General features: G+C 64.3%; 13 protein-coding genes. 6 read left to right on the top strand and 7 right to left on the bottom strand.

All coding sequences use genetic code 11. The features are described 5' to 3' along the window. Positions 1-158 precede the first annotated feature (158 nt). Entirely contained in the window at positions 159-4,058 is a 3,900-nt protein-coding gene (gene eccCa, locus ACH34Q_RS20885; protein ID WP_395984664.1) for a type VII secretion protein EccCa, read from the top strand. 213 nt (positions 4,059-4,271) lie between these two features. Here eccCa and ACH34Q_RS20880 read toward each other — a convergent pair whose 3' ends face one another. The 4 genes from ACH34Q_RS20880 to ACH34Q_RS20865 are packed head-to-tail and all read right to left on the bottom strand — an operon-like array spanning position 4,272 to position 5,987. Continuing rightward, the gene (locus ACH34Q_RS20880) at positions 4,272-4,565 is read right to left on the bottom strand and encodes a WXG100 family type VII secretion target (protein WP_395984663.1); all 294 of its coding nucleotides are present in this window, start codon (positions 4,563-4,565) and stop codon (positions 4,272-4,274) included. Between the two features lie 56 nt (positions 4,566-4,621). Next, positions 4,622-4,957 carry a WXG100 family type VII secretion target gene (locus ACH34Q_RS20875; protein ID WP_395984662.1) on the bottom strand — a complete coding sequence of 112 codons (336 nt, stop codon included), beginning with the start codon at positions 4,955-4,957 and terminating at the stop codon, positions 4,622-4,624. Positions 4,958-4,968: 11 nt separating this feature from the next. Continuing rightward, positions 4,969-5,652: a hypothetical protein gene (locus tag ACH34Q_RS20870; protein WP_395984661.1), complete on the bottom strand. Its 684-nt coding sequence runs from the start codon at positions 5,650-5,652 to the stop codon at positions 4,969-4,971. Beyond that, a complete protein-coding gene (locus ACH34Q_RS20865; RefSeq protein ID WP_395984660.1) occupies positions 5,649-5,987 on the bottom strand; it encodes a hypothetical protein in 339 nt (112 codons plus the stop codon). The genes ACH34Q_RS20870 and ACH34Q_RS20865 overlap by 4 nt, the downstream gene beginning before the upstream one ends. A gap of 51 nt (positions 5,988-6,038) precedes the next feature. On the opposite strand from ACH34Q_RS20865, the gene ACH34Q_RS20860 reads away from it, so the two are divergent. Genes ACH34Q_RS20860 through ACH34Q_RS20840 form a run of 5 tightly spaced genes read left to right on the top strand, consistent with a single transcriptional unit; the run spans position 6,039 to position 10,484 of the window. Further along, positions 6,039-7,706 (top strand): WXG100 family type VII secretion target, encoded by a 1,668-nt coding sequence (locus ACH34Q_RS20860; RefSeq protein WP_395984659.1) that lies wholly within the window; start codon positions 6,039-6,041, stop codon positions 7,704-7,706. Between the two features lie 57 nt (positions 7,707-7,763). Beyond that, positions 7,764-8,756 carry a hypothetical protein gene (locus ACH34Q_RS20855; protein ID WP_395984658.1) on the top strand — a complete coding sequence of 331 codons (993 nt, stop codon included), beginning with the start codon at positions 7,764-7,766 and terminating at the stop codon, positions 8,754-8,756. 34 nt (positions 8,757-8,790) lie between these two features. Then, a complete protein-coding gene (locus ACH34Q_RS20850) occupies positions 8,791-9,375 on the top strand; it encodes a hypothetical protein (RefSeq protein ID WP_395984657.1) in 585 nt (194 codons plus the stop codon). 9 nt (positions 9,376-9,384) lie between these two features. Further along, complete coding sequence (locus ACH34Q_RS20845) at positions 9,385-9,801, top strand: hypothetical protein (protein WP_395984656.1); 417 nt, start codon at positions 9,385-9,387, stop codon at positions 9,799-9,801. 50 nt (positions 9,802-9,851) lie between these two features. Continuing rightward, on the top strand, positions 9,852-10,484 hold the full coding sequence (locus ACH34Q_RS20840; RefSeq protein ID WP_395984655.1) for a pentapeptide repeat-containing protein: 633 nt from the start codon (positions 9,852-9,854) through the stop codon (positions 10,482-10,484). 395 nt (positions 10,485-10,879) lie between these two features. Here the strand turns inward: ACH34Q_RS20840 and ACH34Q_RS20835 are convergent, their stop codons facing one another. The 3 genes from ACH34Q_RS20835 to ACH34Q_RS20825 all read right to left on the bottom strand — a co-directional run bounded on the left by ACH34Q_RS20835 (position 10,880) and on the right by ACH34Q_RS20825 (position 15,920). After that, complete coding sequence (locus ACH34Q_RS20835) at positions 10,880-12,376, bottom strand: HNH endonuclease (RefSeq protein ID WP_395984654.1); 1,497 nt, start codon at positions 12,374-12,376, stop codon at positions 10,880-10,882. 80 nt (positions 12,377-12,456) lie between these two features. After that, the gene (locus tag ACH34Q_RS20830; protein WP_395984653.1) at positions 12,457-13,443 is read right to left on the bottom strand and encodes a phosphotransferase family protein; all 987 of its coding nucleotides are present in this window, start codon (positions 13,441-13,443) and stop codon (positions 12,457-12,459) included. Next, the gene (locus ACH34Q_RS20825; RefSeq protein WP_395984652.1) at positions 13,440-15,920 is read right to left on the bottom strand and encodes a hypothetical protein; all 2,481 of its coding nucleotides are present in this window, start codon (positions 15,918-15,920) and stop codon (positions 13,440-13,442) included. Before ACH34Q_RS20825 ends, ACH34Q_RS20830 begins: the two co-directional genes overlap by 4 nt. Positions 15,921-16,064: the final 144 nt, after the last annotated feature.

Here is a 16,064-nt window from a genome sequence, read left to right as displayed (position 1 = left end):
TCGCCTGACATGACATTGGATGTCGCTAATATGACATGTTCCCATCGAGGCCATGACGGCATGAGTTAGTGACGCATTCTTGGGGACCTATGGGCCACGTCGTCGTACATCGTCCAGCGCGGACGCGTCCGCCCGCCGTTCCGTCCGGCCGGCGGGAGTTGGCGGCGATCCCGCAGCGTCCGAGCCCGCCGAGCGCGTTGCAGAGCACGATGCAGGTGGCGCTGCCGGCGCTCGGCGGCCTCGGCATGGTCATGTTCATGATCGCCGGCGGAAATCCCATTTTCCTGCTGGCCGGAATAGTCATGATCACGGCAATGGTCGCGGGCGGGGTACTGATGTTCATCGGCCAGCGCACCGGCGCACGCCGTCAGGCCGCGAGCACGCGCGAGCTTTACCTTTCCTACCTCGAAGATCTGCGCGAGGAACTGCGGAAGGCGGCACGGGCCCAGAGCGAGGCCGCCGCCTTCGCTCATCCGCCGCCGGGCGCGCTCCTGGACTTCTCCCGCCAGAACGCCCGCCGCTGGGAACGCCGCCCCGGCGACGCCGACTTCCTCCACGTACGCATCGGCCTGGGAACGGTCGAGCGAGCCCTCCGCGCGACGCTGCGCCCCAGCGGCAACCCGTTGGAAGTCCCCGACGCGATCTGCCACCGCGCTGCCGAGCGGCTGGTCGAGAACTACACCGTCCTGCACAACCAGCCGATCACCGTCCCGCTCGGGATCGGCGGTACGGTCTCCGTCGTCGGTTCTCCTGAGGAGACACGCGAGGTCGCCCGGCTCCTCATCGCGCAGACCGCCGCGCTGCACGCCCCCGACGACGTACGGCTCGCCCTGTGCTTCGCCCGTGAAGCCGAGCCGCTCTGGCGCTGGGTGAAGTGGCTGCCCCACTGCCTCGCTCCCGCCACGGGCGGCCCTGACCCACGCCGCTACCTGGCCGACTCCGCGGACGCGCTGCGCACGGTTCTGGAACGCGAACTCGCCGAGCGCACCGCGTATGTCAACCGGTCGGTCCGCCTCGGGGCCAAGACGCCACCGCGCGAGCGCCTGGTCGTCATCGTCGACGAGAACGGCCTCGACGGGCGCGCCGAACTGCGCTCGCCCGAGGCGTCCCTGACCCTCGGTGATCTCGGAGTCTGCGTCGTCCACCTCGTACCGGACCGGGAAACCGAGCCGTCCCATGTCGATGTCCGGGTGTCGATCGACGAGGTCGCCGAGGTCGACGACCTCAGAGACGACCTCGGCGACGACGCGGCCGACCGCAGGCCCGCGCTCACCGCTCGCCTGGACGAGATGAGCGGCGCGGAGGCCGAGGCCCTTGCCCGTGCCCTGGCGCCGCTGCGCCTTGTCCATGGGACGGCGGGCGCCGACGAACCGCTGGTCGCCGACCTCGATCTCGCGAAGCTGCTGGGCGCGCAGGACATCGGCGATCTGCCGATCTCCTGGCTGCCGCGCACGACCCGCGACTTCCTGCGGGTCCCGATCGGCGTGACCGCCGACGGCACCCCACTGATCCTCGATCTCAAGGAATCGGCGCAGGGCGGGATGGGACCGCACGGCGTGTGCGTGGGCGCCACCGGAGCGGGCAAGAGCGAGTTGCTGCGCACGCTGGTGCTCGCCCTCGCGATGACCCACTCTCCGGAACGGCTCGCCTTCGTCCTCGTGGACTACAAGGGCGGTGCCACCTTCGCCGGTCTGGAGGGCCTGCCGCACACGGCCGGATCCATCACCAACCTCTCGGACGATCTCGGCCTGGTCGACCGCATGCACGAGGCACTGTTCGGCGAGCTGAAGCGGCGCCAGCAGATCCTCATGGACGCGGGCAACCTGTCCGGTGTCGCCGAGTACAACCGGCGGCGCGACTCGGGACAGCGCCTGGAGCCCCTGCCGAACCTCCTGGTCATCGTGGACGAGTTCTCCGAGCTGCTGGCCGCCAAGCCCGACTTCATCCAACTGTTCATCGCGATCGGCCGCATCGGGCGTTCCATCGGGATGCACCAGCTGCTCGCCAGCCAACGCCTGGAGGAAGGACGCCTGCGCGGCCTCGAAAGCTACGTCTCGTACCGGCTGGCACTTCGGACCTTCAATGCCGAGGAGAGCCGGGCCGTCCTCGGCGCACCGGACGCCTACGAACTGCCCCCGGTGCCGGGCTCCGGGTATCTCAAGGTCGACACCACGATGTTCGAACGGTTCAAGGGCGCCTATGTCTCCGGCCCGTACCGGGGCGTGGAGATGGCGACCGACGACGAAGAGGTGCCCCTCGTCGCGTTCCCCACATATCCCGGGAACGAGCCCCTTCGCGAACCGTCCGCCTTGGAGAGCGAGGAGGGCGAGTTCGACGACGACGGCGACGAACCGACCGTTCTGGGCGTCACCGTGGAGCGGCTAGCCGCCATGGGCGGGTCGGTACACCAGGTCTGGCTCCCGCCCCTGCCAAGAGAGCTGACCCTGGACGCCATCACCGGGCAGCCCGTACACGACCCCCGGCTGGGCCTCCGCGCGCACGGCTACGGCGGATTGCGCGTTCCCCTCGGGCTACTGGACGTACCGGCCGAGCAGCGCCAGAACGACCTGTGTCACGACTTCTCGAGCGCCGGCGGGCACCTGGCCATCTTGGGCGCGCCGCAAAGCGGCAAGAGCACCGCGCTCCGTACGCTCATCCTCGCCGCCGCTCTCACACACACCCCGGGCGAGGTGGCGTTCCACTGCGTCGACTTCGGCGGCGGGACGCTGGCCGGGCTGGCGGACCTGCCGCACGTCGGCACGGTCTGCGGCCGTCTGGACACCGAACGAGTACGCCGGACGATCGGCGAGGCCGCCGTCCTACTGGACGATCGCGAGCGGATCTTCGGCGCCAAGGGCATCGACTCACCCGAGACCATGCGGCGCATGTGGCAGGCGGGCGAGCTGCCCGAACTGGAGGTCGCGGACGTCTTCCTGGTGATCGACAACTACATGACCATCAAGAGCGACTACGAGGATCTCGGGGACGTGCTCGCCGACATCGCCGCCCGCGGCCTCGCGTACGGCGTGCATCTCATCCTCACCGCGCCGCGCTGGCACGATCTGCGGACCAACCTGCAGCCCGCGATCGGTGGCCGGATCGAGCTCCGGCTGAACGACCCGATGGACTCCATGATCTCGCGTAAGCATGTCGAGAACATCCGTTCCGACCAGCCGGGCCGCTGCCTGACCGCAGACCGCAACCTGGCCCAGATCGCGCTGCCCCGCCTCGACGGAGACGCCCGTACCGCCGGCCTGTACGACGCGCTGCTCGACGCCGCGAGCCAGATCAACCACACCTGGCCTGGACCCCGTGTACCACCGGTTCGCCTATTGCCGCCGCGTGTCGACTTCATCTCCGGGCGGCTGATGCTGGGCATCGGAGAGACCGACCTCCGCCCGGTGAACATCGATCTCTTCGGAGTGGACGAGCATCTGCTCATCTTCGGCGAGGGGCGGAGCGGCAAGACCTCGCTGCTGAAATGCGTCGTGCGGTCGTACATCGACACCCATACCGACGGCGACGTCGTCTTCGCCGTCTTCGACCCGCGTCGCTCCCTGCTCGGCTTCGTTCCCGACGCGTACCTCGGTGCCTACGCCGGAACGCCCGACGCCATCTCCGGCCTCGCCGTGGGGCTGAGCAGCGAGTTGAAGAACCGCCTCCCGCCGGAGGACGTCACCCCCGAGCAGCTCCGTGACCGCTCCTGGTGGCAGGGACCACAGATCGTCGTCGTCATCGACGATTACGAATTGCTTCCCAGCGGCTCAGGCAACCCGCTCGCGCCCCTGATGGACTTCCTCCCGCAGGCCCGCGACATCGGTCTGCACTTCCTCCTCGCCCGGCACGCCGGCGGCGTGGGCCGAGCCCTGTTCGAGCCGTTCCTGCAGCGCCTGCGCGAACTGGGCGCGACCGGGTTCGTGATGAGCGGCGATCGTCAGGAAGGGCAGCTCTGGCCCGGCGTCTACCCCGCGCAACAACCTCCCGGGCGCGGCGCCCTCGTACGTCGCGGCCGGCGTCCGCTGCTCGTCCAGACCGCCTACCTGGACGATCGACTGTGACCGCGAACGCCGCTGCTTCTCCAGCTGATCGGCGACATACGCGGCCACCCCGAATCCCACCGCGACGAGCACGGCCAGGAGCAGACCGCCCAGAACGGGCCGCACGGCCCCACGCCGCCGCCGGTCGCGCCACGATGATCCATGGACCGTACCGGCCACCAGCCGCTGCCGCCCGAGGCCGTGCTCTTCCAGCCTCTGCCGATCATCCATCCATCACGCCTGCAGGGTGGTGCGCACCCGCCCCCGCATCGTGTCCACGGACTCGGTCGTCTGCCCGAGCGCCGTCTTGACCTGGGCGAGGATCTCCCTGATCTGGTTGGCGCCGTTGTCCCACTGGTTCTGAACGTTGCGGTAGATGCCCTGCTCGTCGCCCTCCCAGTTCGCGGAAACACTGGCGACGAACCCGCCCAGCTCGGCCAGGTTGCCCTCCAGGGCCGCGATGGTCGCGGCCAGCCCGCCCTCGGAGTCACGCGCGACCCCGGAGTCATAACTGTAGATTTCTCCCACGGTTCTTCCTCTCAAGCTCGTCGGTCGTGCCCAGGCGCGGCGGGCGCGCGGGCGCGTCAGGCGCGGAACTTGGCGCCGTCCCAGTTGGCTCCTGCCATCGTCCGGTTGAGGTTGCTCGCCTGCTCGGCGTGGTAGGTGTCGTACAGATGCCCGGCGTTGCCCACCCGGCCTCGGATCGTGGTGAGTGCGCCGTTGAGGTCGCGCGAGGCGAGCGCCCAGCGGTTCGACAACTGGTTGAACGATTGGAAGGCCGCGCCCCGCCACACCGTGGGCAGGCCTTCGATCGCCGACAGGAACTGGCGAAGATTGGCGTTCAGGTTGTTGACCGAGGTATCGAGATTGGTGGCGTGCTTGTTGACGGCGTTGCCGGTGATCGAGAACTTGGTTCCCACGAAGACTCCTTTCAAGATCGCTTATCGCCGTGCGTCGCCGACCGCAGCCGCTCGCGCAAGGCGTCCGCTCCCTCTGATATACGTTCAGGACCGCTCTTGGGGTTGCGTACGGGGAGATCCGGTTTCAGTGAGAGCGCCATTCGCCTGACCAGCTTCTCCATGAGATCGGCATGAGCGGCCGCGGCCGTACTCCCGCTGAACAGCGCGGTCCATGTGGTGCCGGGCATGGGCAGATAGATCTGCGTGTCGTACGTGCGACCCTCGGTCATGATTCCGGGTAGCGGATCCGCCCAGACCGTTCGGCCGCGAATGATCAGGCCCGCCGCGAGATCACATTCGAAGATCTGCCGCCGATCCCGCTTGCCGACCACGATCTCGAGAAAGGCGAGATCCGGCTCGATCGGCTTCGAGTCGTACCAGGTCAGCGAGAGCGTCCCCCAGAAAATCCGGCGCTCCCGATCTCTGGCCAGCTTCACCGCCGAAACGCAGACGCCCACCAATTGGGCGGACTCGGCCACATCCTGCAGGATCCGCATCGCGCCGCGACGCTGAGCAGGGGTCAACTCCCCACCACTGACCAGCGCTTTCGCACTGTGCCGCCACGTCTCTGGTGCGGTATCGAAGACCGTCCAGTCATCGGGCACCTCGACACGAAAAGCGAACGGAGGCCGATGGATGTGGCCGGAAGCGGTCACGCCTTCTCGCCTCGCAAGGCCGCCGCGATCGCCTGATCATGTTCGCCCATGAACTGACCGACGGCACTGGTCTTCTGCCCCCACGTCCCGGTCTTCTCTACCAGGCGTTTCGTGGCATTCTCCCAGTCCGACTTGAAGTCGCCCAGCGCGGAATTGATCTCTCCGTAACTCTCCGCACCGTTGGCGTCTCCGAAAGTCGCCCCCGAGTTCACCGTCTTGCCGACCTCTTGCAGCCTGCTTCCCAAGTGCTGCAACGTCGACAGACGCACGCTGAAGTACGACGAGGCCATCACCACCCCCTTTGGCACACAAACCGAAGTCAGGATAGTCACCATCTAGGTTATCATCCGAACCATTCCCGTTCCTGTGCACAAGGGGTACGTGCCATGACGGTTCTCAACTTCCCCGCGGCGGCCTTCGAGGTTGAGGGCGAGCCCGAAACAATTCGAGAGAGCGCCCGAAAATACGGCCGTTTCTCGACCGCGGCAGGTCAGGCCAGTAGCGACATCCGCAACCTGTCCTCAGGTGAATGGATCGGCAGCGAGGGCGACCTCTTCCGCACCGGTGTGGCACAGCTTCCCCCGCACTACGACACCGCCCACACCGCCTTCGGCCAGGTCTCCCAAGCCCTGACGGGCTTCGCCAACGAGCTCGACTCCCTCAAGTCCCGGATGGGCACCCTGCGCTCGGACGCCCAGCAGACCTTCGGCTCCCTGAAGTCCGCCGAGAACGCCAAATCCAACCTCAAGGAACCCACCGAAGCCCAGACCAAGGACGATCCGACGGCCAAGACGGCCTACGACCAGCAGAAGGCCCAGCTGGACGGTCGACTCTCCGGCCTGGAAGGGAACTGGCAGCAGCACCTCACCCAGGCGGCCGCCCTCCGCAACCAGGCCAACGAAGCCGCCACCCGGGCCGGCCAGGCCATCCGAGCGGCAGGCCGCACCTCGCCCACCAGCGACCAGAACTGGCTTGAGCGCGGCCTGGAGAAGACCGGCAACTGGATCGGCGACCGCATCCAGGACATCAAGGGCTTCATCAAGGAGCACGCCGACGTCTTCCGCTTCATCGCCACCGCCCTCAAATGGGTCGGCGGCGCCATCATGGCCATCGCCGCCGTCGCCATGATCGCCGCAGCCTTCATCCCCGTCCTCGGCTGGCTCGCCGAGCTACCCCTGGGCGGGATCTTCGCCGCCGGCGCCATCCTGTTCGGGGCGGGCGACTTCCTCGGCAACACCGTCGACTGGGCCGAAGGCAAGATCAGCGGTAAGGAGTTGTTCACCCAGGGCCTGATCGGCGCCGCCCTCAGCCTGGTCGGCGCCGGCATCGGCCGCCTCCTCGCGCCCCTGCTCAAGAGGCTCGGCCCCCAGCTCCGCAAGTGGGTCGACGACCTCTTCGGCAAGGGCAAGAAGTCCACGCCCAACAGTGAGAAGCCGCCAGGCATGGATGGCAACCCACTCAAGGGAGGAACTCCCGACAACCCACGCAAATACTCATGGAAGAACCCCGCCGAGCAGTTCCGCAATGAGCCTCAGCCGGATCCCAAGGACCTTCGGGGCATCAAGAACCACAAGAATTACGAGCCCGGCACTCGCGAGCACATGCTGGCCCGTTGGAAAGAATACCTCAAGAGTCATCCGACAAATGCCAAGTCCTGGGACTTCTGGCGCGACAACTACTACATCGACAACTTGGGCCGCAAGCCCAAGGGTGACGCGTACGAGAATGCCTTCTATGGCGACCACGGCTTCAAGGATACCGATGGCTGGGTGACCAACACGGACCTGAAGGAGTTGACCGGCGTCAAGCGCAATTACGATATCGTCAATCCAGAGGAAAGACTGGCCTACGAACTCAAGTCAGGAAACTCGCTCGATCCGAAGAAAGACGCGTCCGGGCTGACACAGCTCGACAAGGACAAGCAGTTGGCCGCCAAGGGCTGGAAGATCGTCTATATCTTCGGCGAACCGCCCTCCGCGGCGGACATCAAGAAACTGAACGAAGCCGGCATCCCCTACCAGGTATGGCATGGACAGGGCAGCCCGGTTCCCTGATCTGGGTATGCTGGCCTCGTGTCCGTGGCCTGACGACCGGAGTTCCAAGGAGGTGTCATGGCGGACTTTCCCGAGCGGCCCACGCCCGAGACGATCACCCCAAGGGAGGTCTTCGACGAGTGGCTGGCCGCCATGTCCCCCCGCCTTGCGGGCCTGGAGGACTTCTCGCTCCCGGCGGACTTCCCATTCGACTACTCACGGGAATCGCTTGTCTATCTTGAGAGGATCCTTCTGTCGGAGTACCCCGACAAGGAAGCCGTTTACGCCGCCGAATCCAAGGACTTCCTGGACCGATGCGTTCGTTATATCGGCGAGAGCCTCATCCGCAACTTCGGTGGCGAATGGCGCTACAGCACGGATTCTGATTCCGCGATTTCGGGGTATCCCTATGTGGTGAACGACGACGGCACGGACGTCGGCGTGGTTCCCCTGCACCTGATCACATCGCTCCTCACGCGACGTACAGGCGGCGAACTCGCGCACGTCTTCGACGGCACGAAGGAGTACTACGACGCCTACCAGGCGAAGGCGGGAACGGATCCCGTACAGGGACCTGCTAAAGAAAGCACGGCGGAGGCACCAGACCTCTCCGACGCGGCTCGTGCCTTCCTGGAGCGTTGGCAGCGCCAGATGCCGGAGCAGTTGGAGCAGTGGCGCGCGGGGTTCGTTCCAGAAGATATCGTACTCGACTTCAGCAAGGACTCGCTCGCGGCCTTGGAGCAGGTCGTTCTTGACCGCTTCCGCGACGAGGATGAAGTCACTCATGAGTCGAACGCGGACTTCGTTGAGGGCGCGGTCCGCTATCTCGGCGAGACCCTCGTCCGTGCCGGCTTCGCGCACTGGCACTACCAAGACTGGGGCGACGACGCTCCGGCAGAGAACGTGTACCACCGCATTCCTTACGTCCTATCTAACGTTCCGCCACCCGATGAGCCCTTTGACTGCGTCCCCCTATGGTCCATCCAGGTCGCCGTCGAGCAGCGCACAGGGGAGACGTTCACCGAAGACTACGACGGCATGCGCGAGGACTTGGAGACCAGCAGTACCTGACCAGTACGGGTCTACGCCGTAGAGGATTCTGTGCATGACAAACTCGACTCCTGGCCAGGGCCAAGCGTCAGATGGTGGTTGCCAGGACGCTCCGCTCGCCGGCCATGGGGTCTTCCAGGAGTGGCTGGAGGCGATGCACCCCAGGCTGGCCGGCCTGGCAGACTTCCTCCTGCCACGGGACTTTCCGTTCGACTATTCGCGGGGTTCGCTGGCTCGCCTCGAGGAAATCCTGCTCGACACATTCGCAGAAAGGCGATCTGTGTATGCGGTCAACCACCGAGACTTCCTTGATCGATGTGCGCGATATATCGGCGAAACGCTGATCCGGAACTTCGGTGGAGAGTGGCGCTACCACACTGACCGGGACGCTATTTTCGCGGGTGTACCTCACCTGGTCAACGACGATGGCACCGACGTTCCAGTAGCCCCCCTATATCTGGTAGCTTCTCTCGCTTCAAGGCGCACAGGCCATGAGTTGACCTCAGTCTTCGACGGCACCGCCCAGCAGTACGTGTCCCACCATGGGAAGCAGCGGGTCCCGGCTACCGCTGCTGCCAGTCCCGGACAACTCAACGAGCCCAAACTCAACGACGCTGAGGCTCTCTTTCTCGAACGTTGAAAGACCGGCATGGATGCCGAACTCTCCGCGTGGCGCGGGCGCCACCTTCCAGGTGTCTTCAGGTTCGACTTCTCTCGAGGGTCTCTTGAAGAGCTGGAAAAAATCGTGCTTGAGCGGTTCCAAACCCGGGAAGAGGTCACGGAACAAAAGGAGAGCGCTTTCATTCAAGGTGCGATCAGGTACCTGGGTGAATCCCTGGTTCGTCCCGGCTACGCCTTCTGGCGGTATCAAGACCAGGAAGTTGAGAACGCCGTCGATAACCCGTATCACAAGAACCCGTACATCAAGTCATATGCCGCTCAAGGCGATTCCGTGTCCATGGTGCCATTGAGCGTGCTCAGGCTCGCCGTTCGAGACAGGGCTGGGGAGCACCTTGTTAAGGCCTACAAAAAGGTGCGAAGAAACTATGAGCAGAACAACCATTGATTATCGCTTGCAGCCATGGAATAGATCGCGCGCGACCGTCCACGATAAAGATGTCGGCGCCTGAATCCGGAGTTTATCGTTGGCCGGACAACGAGTCGGCCGCGTTGGCGCTACGCGCCCACCTTGAACGACTCGAGCACGGCGAGGAAAGTAAGCTCGACGGCTACAGGCTCGACTTTCGCGGAGCGATCCTCCAAGTGCTTAAATTGAATGGTGCCAATTTCGCTGAAGCCTGCCTCGATGGTGTCTCGTTCCGTGGTTGTACGCTGAATCGTGCTGATTTTACCGATGCCTCCCTCCAGGGCGCGTGCTTCGACGATGTGGAGATGATAGGAGCGGATTTGTACGGCGTGCTCGGAAAGAAGGCGACGTTCGTCAATGCTTGGTTGTCCGGCCTTGAAGCGTTGAACGCCGATCTTAGGGAAGCGAACTTTCAACAGGCCTCTCTCCGTGGCGTAGGCTTTGATGGTGCCAACCTGGAAGGCGCTGACTTCCGCAGTGCCAAATTTGAGCGGACCCTCTTCATTTCGAGTCGAATCCTTGGTGTTCAACTCGCGGGAGCAACCGGAACGCTGGTCGGGCCGAGCGATGTCGCCGAGGATCAGCGGCTCGCCGACGCTGACCTTCAAGCGTGGTTCTGTGAGCGTGGGGCGGACGTGACCATCGTTCCGGTCGTGCCCTGAGGGGATCCACGTGATGACGTCGCCGGGCTGAAGGCGATGGCCACCGAGTCATCGGCGGGTAGAGTTTTGAAGCACAGCTCAAGCACGCCGAGATGCTGCTGACGGAGCCCGTAGCCTGTCTTTGAAGACCATCAACCCAGCCCAACTCATGCGCCTGCACGAGTTGGCCGGCCAGTATCTCCTGGACACGCTCCCGGCTGGTGCGCCCGAGGATTCGGCGAACGCCTGACCGGTATCGTCCTGGAGGTAGGAGCAGTGGCGCCGTACACGATAAATGTCTCTGGCCCTGAGCGGCACGATGGGGAAAAGCCGCACACGGTCGTCGTAAACGCGAACTCGATGAACCAGGCTACAATCAATCGGGTGTACTTGCTCACCTTTAACCTTCCGCTGTTCTAATCGCTGGTTGAACGTGGAGTTCGAACCTGAACAGCCACAATGTGACGCAGCTCCTGAGGAGTAGGCCATGCGCCTGTGCTGTTCAGGCGTCGATGGCTCATTCGGTGGCAATTTGAACAGAGCAGGGCGAGGTCCGCGAGTCTTGTTTTGGACGGTCCAGCCTGATGGAGTGGCACTATGTGGTGTACCTCGATGTAGCCCTCACCGTGGGTTCCGTACTGCTTTGAAAAGTCAAAATCGCAGGCCTCGCATGCCAGCGTGGCGGAGGCGCGTATCTTTGCTCTCCTTAGACCGGGATCACGTTCCCGCACGCGATGCAAACGTTCCAGTACCTGGCCTTCGTCTGCGGAAACATCCTCCTCGGCTGTGCTCGTCTGAGCGATTTTCTCGATAAGAGCAGTGTCTTCTGATGCAATGGTGTTCTTGATTTGATCCGCCGTCGCCAGCATTCGCTCGGGGTTTTTGATAAATTCATTCACTACCTGCCGCGTTAGTTGGCCACCTCTGGTGGCCTTTCCGCGGTAGGACGGATGGGCCGTGGCGATATCTGCTGTTTTGCGCTGAACACTATTGAAATTTCGGAAATCATCCCCGCGTGCCCAGTGTGGGTGTACGGGCAACAGTTGAAGCAGGTCTGAAAGTTCCATGGCTCGTGGGTCGCTTCTCTTGACCTCGCGCCAGTCGTTTTTGTATGTAAGTGCGCACGCCAAGACGATTTCATCCCATGCCCAGTCGGGTGATTTTGGTTTGTTCTCTGTGTCGTCAGGATCAGGCTGCCCGTTCTTTTCGAATCGAACCTGTCCCGTATCTACCCATGCCAGCCAGGATGAGGGAGCCAGTGCGTTCGCCTGCTCAATGGACAGGCTCGGGTCTCGCCTCGCGTTTATCCATCGCCAATCAAGTTGGTCGCCCTCAGCGGCCAAGTCCAAGAACCTGATCTCGTACACGTAATTCGGATACTGTGTTCCCGTGGGCGGATCAACTTGTTGAATAGCCTGAAACTGCTCAATGACCCCTAGGCCACAGAACTCTACATATCCCTTGGTTTGATTTCCAACCTCGACTGTTCTAAAGACCAGCAGGGGTACGGCCAAACTCCGAGCTGATTTGGAGTTGGCTTCATGCGCTTCCGCCGTTTCCAGCAAGGAGGCGTTTCCCAGGGTGCTTCCCAGTGGCTGCACCGTGTTAACTTTGTGATCCCCGTAATAAGTTAGGCGCCTCTCGCGCATGTTGAATACATCATGCCACGGAGTCTTAGTCGTTCCAGCCTGAATCGGGTTTGAACGAATGAGAATTACGGCTCTTCTTTTTCCGTCCGATGCTTCTGTCAAGGCTGGACGGTCAATCCCACGGTTCATGATGAGCCGTGGTGTGTTCGGTGCAGCGGTCAGGTTGAAGAAGTTGCGGTATTCATCGATGTACTCGGGATCGACGACAGGCGGGTCGGGGTATCGCACGATTTGACCAATAGCGAGCCTTGCTGAGGGTGCCATGGCCAGATTCTTCCGCAAAAGCTGGTATCTGGGAAGCTGTTCCGGCTTGTCCGGTTAGTTCTATAAGTAGGTGCTGTGGGTCAGGCGAGAAGGGACGTCTTCACCACATCGATGCTGAGCTGTACCGGGATGTCCCAGTGGGGGCGGGCGGCGTTGAGCTTGGCGGTCATTGAGGCCACGAGCTGGTCGGGCGGGTACGGGTACGGGCCGCCCTGGGCGAAGAGTTGGGCGTAGCGGACGGAGTCGACGATGGCCGACTTGATCTGCTCGTGGGTGAGGTAGCAGTCCAGGTCCTCCTCCCAACCGACGATGATCTCGGCCGGCATGTGATTGAGCCAGTGGGCGAGCAGGGCGTCGCGTTCGGCAGGTAGGTAGTCCATCTTGTGGAGGTGGACGGCCAACTCGTAGACAGGGTCGCCCCACAGCGCGAGTTCCCAGTCGAGGATGTTGCTCGTTCCGCCGTTCACGATCATGTTGCGGCGGTGGACGTCCGCGTGGACGCAGACGAAGGGGCGTCGGGTGAGGCTGTGCCAGAGCGCGTCCATGGGAGCCAGCGGATCGGTCGGGATGCCGAACGAGGCGTAGAGGTCGGCGTAGTCACCGCGGTACGTGTCGTACACCCGTTGGGTCAAGGTGGAGAGCTGCTGGGCGAAGGCAGTGGTGTCGCCGTCGGGAGGCCAGCCCTCTGGGGAGGGCGGGAGCTTTTCCCTGGGGACGTGAGTTAGCTGAACGAAGAATTGGGCCACGTCAGCCGGGACATGGGACGGGACGGCGGTGCCGCGAGGGGCGATGTCGTTGAGGAGGTCGCCATCAATGAACTCGTGGACCTGGAACGGCGGGTCGGTGGAGGCATGCAGCAGACGTGGGGCGTGCTGAACGTACGGCGCGATAGCTGCGAGAACCTCATCCTCAGGCCACAGCCGGAGGTCCATCATGTCGGCGCCGTGGATGGGAATCCGTACGATGACGGGCCCGTCAGCGGTGTCGATGCGGATGTTGTGGTTGTAGTAGCCAGCGGCCGCATCAGGGCGAGCGCGGGCTCGTTCGTACAGGTCCACCCACGTCATCTGTCCTCCAGCAGGGCCATCACCAAGGCTTCCGTACGGGCTTCGAGTGCGGCTGTCGAGTCCAGGGGGTCTAGCTGCCCGCGTGCGGAATGCGCGGCGATGGTGACGTGCTCGTCGGGGGCACCGATGGCGTTCAGAAGTTGTGCGGCCAGCATGACCAATGTGGGGTAGACCTCGGCTTCGAGTAGTTCGTGGACCGCCCAGCGAGCCGACGTGGCTGCCCGTTCAAGGTCATTGGTCCGCACGTACAGGAACGCGCGGAACAGTTCGGCGCGAGCGCGTCCTGAGCGATATTGGGCGCGTTCGAGTGCTTCGGCAGCGGTCTGAAACGAGACCGCGGCTTCGTGGTGCTGGCGTAGGCGTAGCTGCGCGATGGCTAGGGCTGTGTAGGCCTTGCCGAGTTCGTGTTGGACACCGAGCTCCGAGTGCGCCTCGATGGCCTCGGCCGCTGCGTCGATTGCACGGAGCGGGGTGCTCCAAGCGAGGAGTTCGGCTCGATTGGTCTTGACGTTGGCCTGCTCCATAACGGCCCCTGCCCGCTCGTACAGGAGCGCGGCCCGTTCCAGAGCACGCCAGGAAGAGTCGATATCGAGCGCGAAGCGGTGGCCGAGATGTTGCAGTCGTACGACGTCGCCCTGGAGAACGAGGTCTTCGGCAGGGGCGTTCGCAAGGATCTGTTCAGCGGTGGCCTGTGCGGCGCGGAAGCGGCCCTGGCACATGTCCAGGTCGGCCATGCAGTAGCCGGCCCGCAGGCGTACGGGCCCGGCGTGCTCTCGCCACACCTTGGAGAAGAGGTGCTGGGCTTGGCTGGTGGCTCCGGCGATGCGGCGTCCGTGTGCCCCTGCAAGAGCAAGGCGGGCTCCAACCACATGGTCTAGGGGCCAGTCGATGACCGGGGTCAGCCGGTTGGCTGTGTCGGCGTCCCCTAGGACGACCGCGGTTTCGGCCTCCAGACAGTAGGCCGCCTGTGCCAGGTCCGAGTCTCCGGAGCCCGCGTGCAAGTACTCCTGCAGGTCGCGCAGCACCCCGTCCGAGGCCTGCTTTCCACCACGAGTCATGGCGCGGTCCGCGTACGTCAGGACACCAGCGCCGTCGAGCGTGCCGGTGTGAAGGGCGCAGAACGCCGCTTCCCGGACGGCACGAGCTTGAGTGGTGGTTCCGTCCGCCGAGGCGGGGGCCGAGGCCTGGTCGGTACGGCGATCCCATACGCGCTGGAGGATGGTCTGTACGTCGCGGATGGTGGCCTCTGACAACCGCTGGTTTAGGGCCGCGCGCATCAACTGGTGCAGGCGGCGTCCGTTCGTCCCAGCCGAATAGACGAACGAGTACGCGGTGAGCGACTCCCAAGCCGGCCGGTGGTGGGGAAGGTCGAAGGCGTCCGCCACGGTCTGGAAGATCTCGAAGTCGAAGATCCGGGCGATGCTGAGGAGCTCTAGGGTACGGATCTCGTCCGGGGCGACATGCTGCAGGAACCGCTGAAGAATCTCCTCGGACGACACCACTCTGCTTTCGCGGGCGGTGACTTGGGTGTCGACGGCCAGGTGCAGGTAGAAGGGGAGCCCCTGGCTGGCGACGGCTATCGCGTGCTGGGCGGTGCGGTCGGCGATCCCGCCCTCGTGGAGCAACTCCAGCCGCGCTTGCATGGGCAGGCCGTTGAGCGGATGGTGCCGGATCACCTCTGCCCACCCGGGGTCATGTGCCTGCCAGTCGACGGGTTCCCGGCTGGCCACCACGACCAGGCCCTGATCTAGCTGGGCGATCAGATCACGAAGCCAGACATCCTGAGCCGCCGCGCGTCCCGAGTTCCCGGCGAGCGGAACCAGCGCCTCGTAGGCGTCCACGAAGACCACGTAGGGATGGTCTCCATCCGCACAGGATTCGCGGAGGTCCTCGGCGAACAGGTAGGTGACCGCATCGGTCAGCTCGGTGTTGGTGAGGTCATCGAGCGTACGAAGCGTCTCGTCCACCTTGATCCGGCGCCGTTGCCGTACTCCGGTCGACGCCTTCTCAACGAGCCGTACCAGCCCGACCCCTGTACCGAACACCGGGACTCCGGCCGCTCCGTCGAGGATCTGAGAGAGCGCTTCGCTCTCGGACGCGAAAGGCAGCTCGTTCCGGGAGAGCCGGAGGTGGGGGTGCAAACGTTGCCAGAGCACCGCGTACGCGATATCGAACCGGTCGAACTTCACGCCTTGGCGGCCTAGCTCGACCCGCAGTACGGCCAACGCGTCTTCCTGCTGGCGCATCGCCGGGACCTGCAGGTCGATGACCGCCGTACGGTGCGTCTCGGTGCAGCGCTGTCGCAACTCCAGGAGCAGCCGGGACTTGCCGATGCCACCGACGCCGAAGGTGTTGAACACGCGCGGGGAGCCGCCGGGCCTGTGCAGCTCCTGGATGAACGCCTCCAGCAGCGACTCCCGATCCACGAACCGGCGATGCAGCGCGCCGACCTGACGGAACCGTGGCTTGAGGGGCATGGGGGGCGTCCCTCCCGAGCCGGGATGCTGGGCGCGAGCCCGGCCAGTGGAATAGGCGAACAGGGTGGCTTCGCCAGTCTTCCATCAGACACGGTGCCATCGGCAGGGGCCCGGAGATCGTCCCCGAATGCGTCATTGGTCTGC

This window comes from Actinomadura sp. 9N407 (assembly GCF_044326315.1).
Taxonomy (GTDB): Bacteria; Actinomycetota; Actinomycetes; order Streptosporangiales; family Streptosporangiaceae; genus Spirillospora.
The sequence above is the reverse complement of the archived record's forward strand: the minus strand, read 5'-3'. Positions and strand labels throughout refer to the sequence as shown.

Excerpts from the sequence above, each read along its gene's own strand:
- ACH34Q_RS20865 (WP_395984660.1), bottom strand. The coding sequence starts at position 5,987 with ATGGTGACTATCCTGACTTCGGTTTGTGTGCCAAAGGGGGTGGTGATG.
- ACH34Q_RS20840 (WP_395984655.1), top strand. The coding sequence starts at position 9,852 with ATGTCGGCGCCTGAATCCGGAGTTTATCGTTGGCCGGACAACGAGTCG.
- ACH34Q_RS20835 (WP_395984654.1), bottom strand. The coding sequence starts at position 12,376 with ATGGCACCCTCAGCAAGGCTCGCTATTGGTCAAATCGTGCGATACCCC.
- ACH34Q_RS20850 (WP_395984657.1), top strand. The coding sequence starts at position 8,791 with ATGACAAACTCGACTCCTGGCCAGGGCCAAGCGTCAGATGGTGGTTGC.
- ACH34Q_RS20845 (WP_395984656.1), top strand. The coding sequence starts at position 9,385 with ATGGATGCCGAACTCTCCGCGTGGCGCGGGCGCCACCTTCCAGGTGTC.
- ACH34Q_RS20860 (WP_395984659.1), top strand. The coding sequence starts at position 6,039 with ATGACGGTTCTCAACTTCCCCGCGGCGGCCTTCGAGGTTGAGGGCGAG.
- ACH34Q_RS20855 (WP_395984658.1), top strand. The coding sequence starts at position 7,764 with ATGGCGGACTTTCCCGAGCGGCCCACGCCCGAGACGATCACCCCAAGG.
- ACH34Q_RS20830 (WP_395984653.1), bottom strand. The coding sequence starts at position 13,443 with ATGACGTGGGTGGACCTGTACGAACGAGCCCGCGCTCGCCCTGATGCG.
- ACH34Q_RS20825 (WP_395984652.1), bottom strand. The coding sequence starts at position 15,920 with ATGCCCCTCAAGCCACGGTTCCGTCAGGTCGGCGCGCTGCATCGCCGG.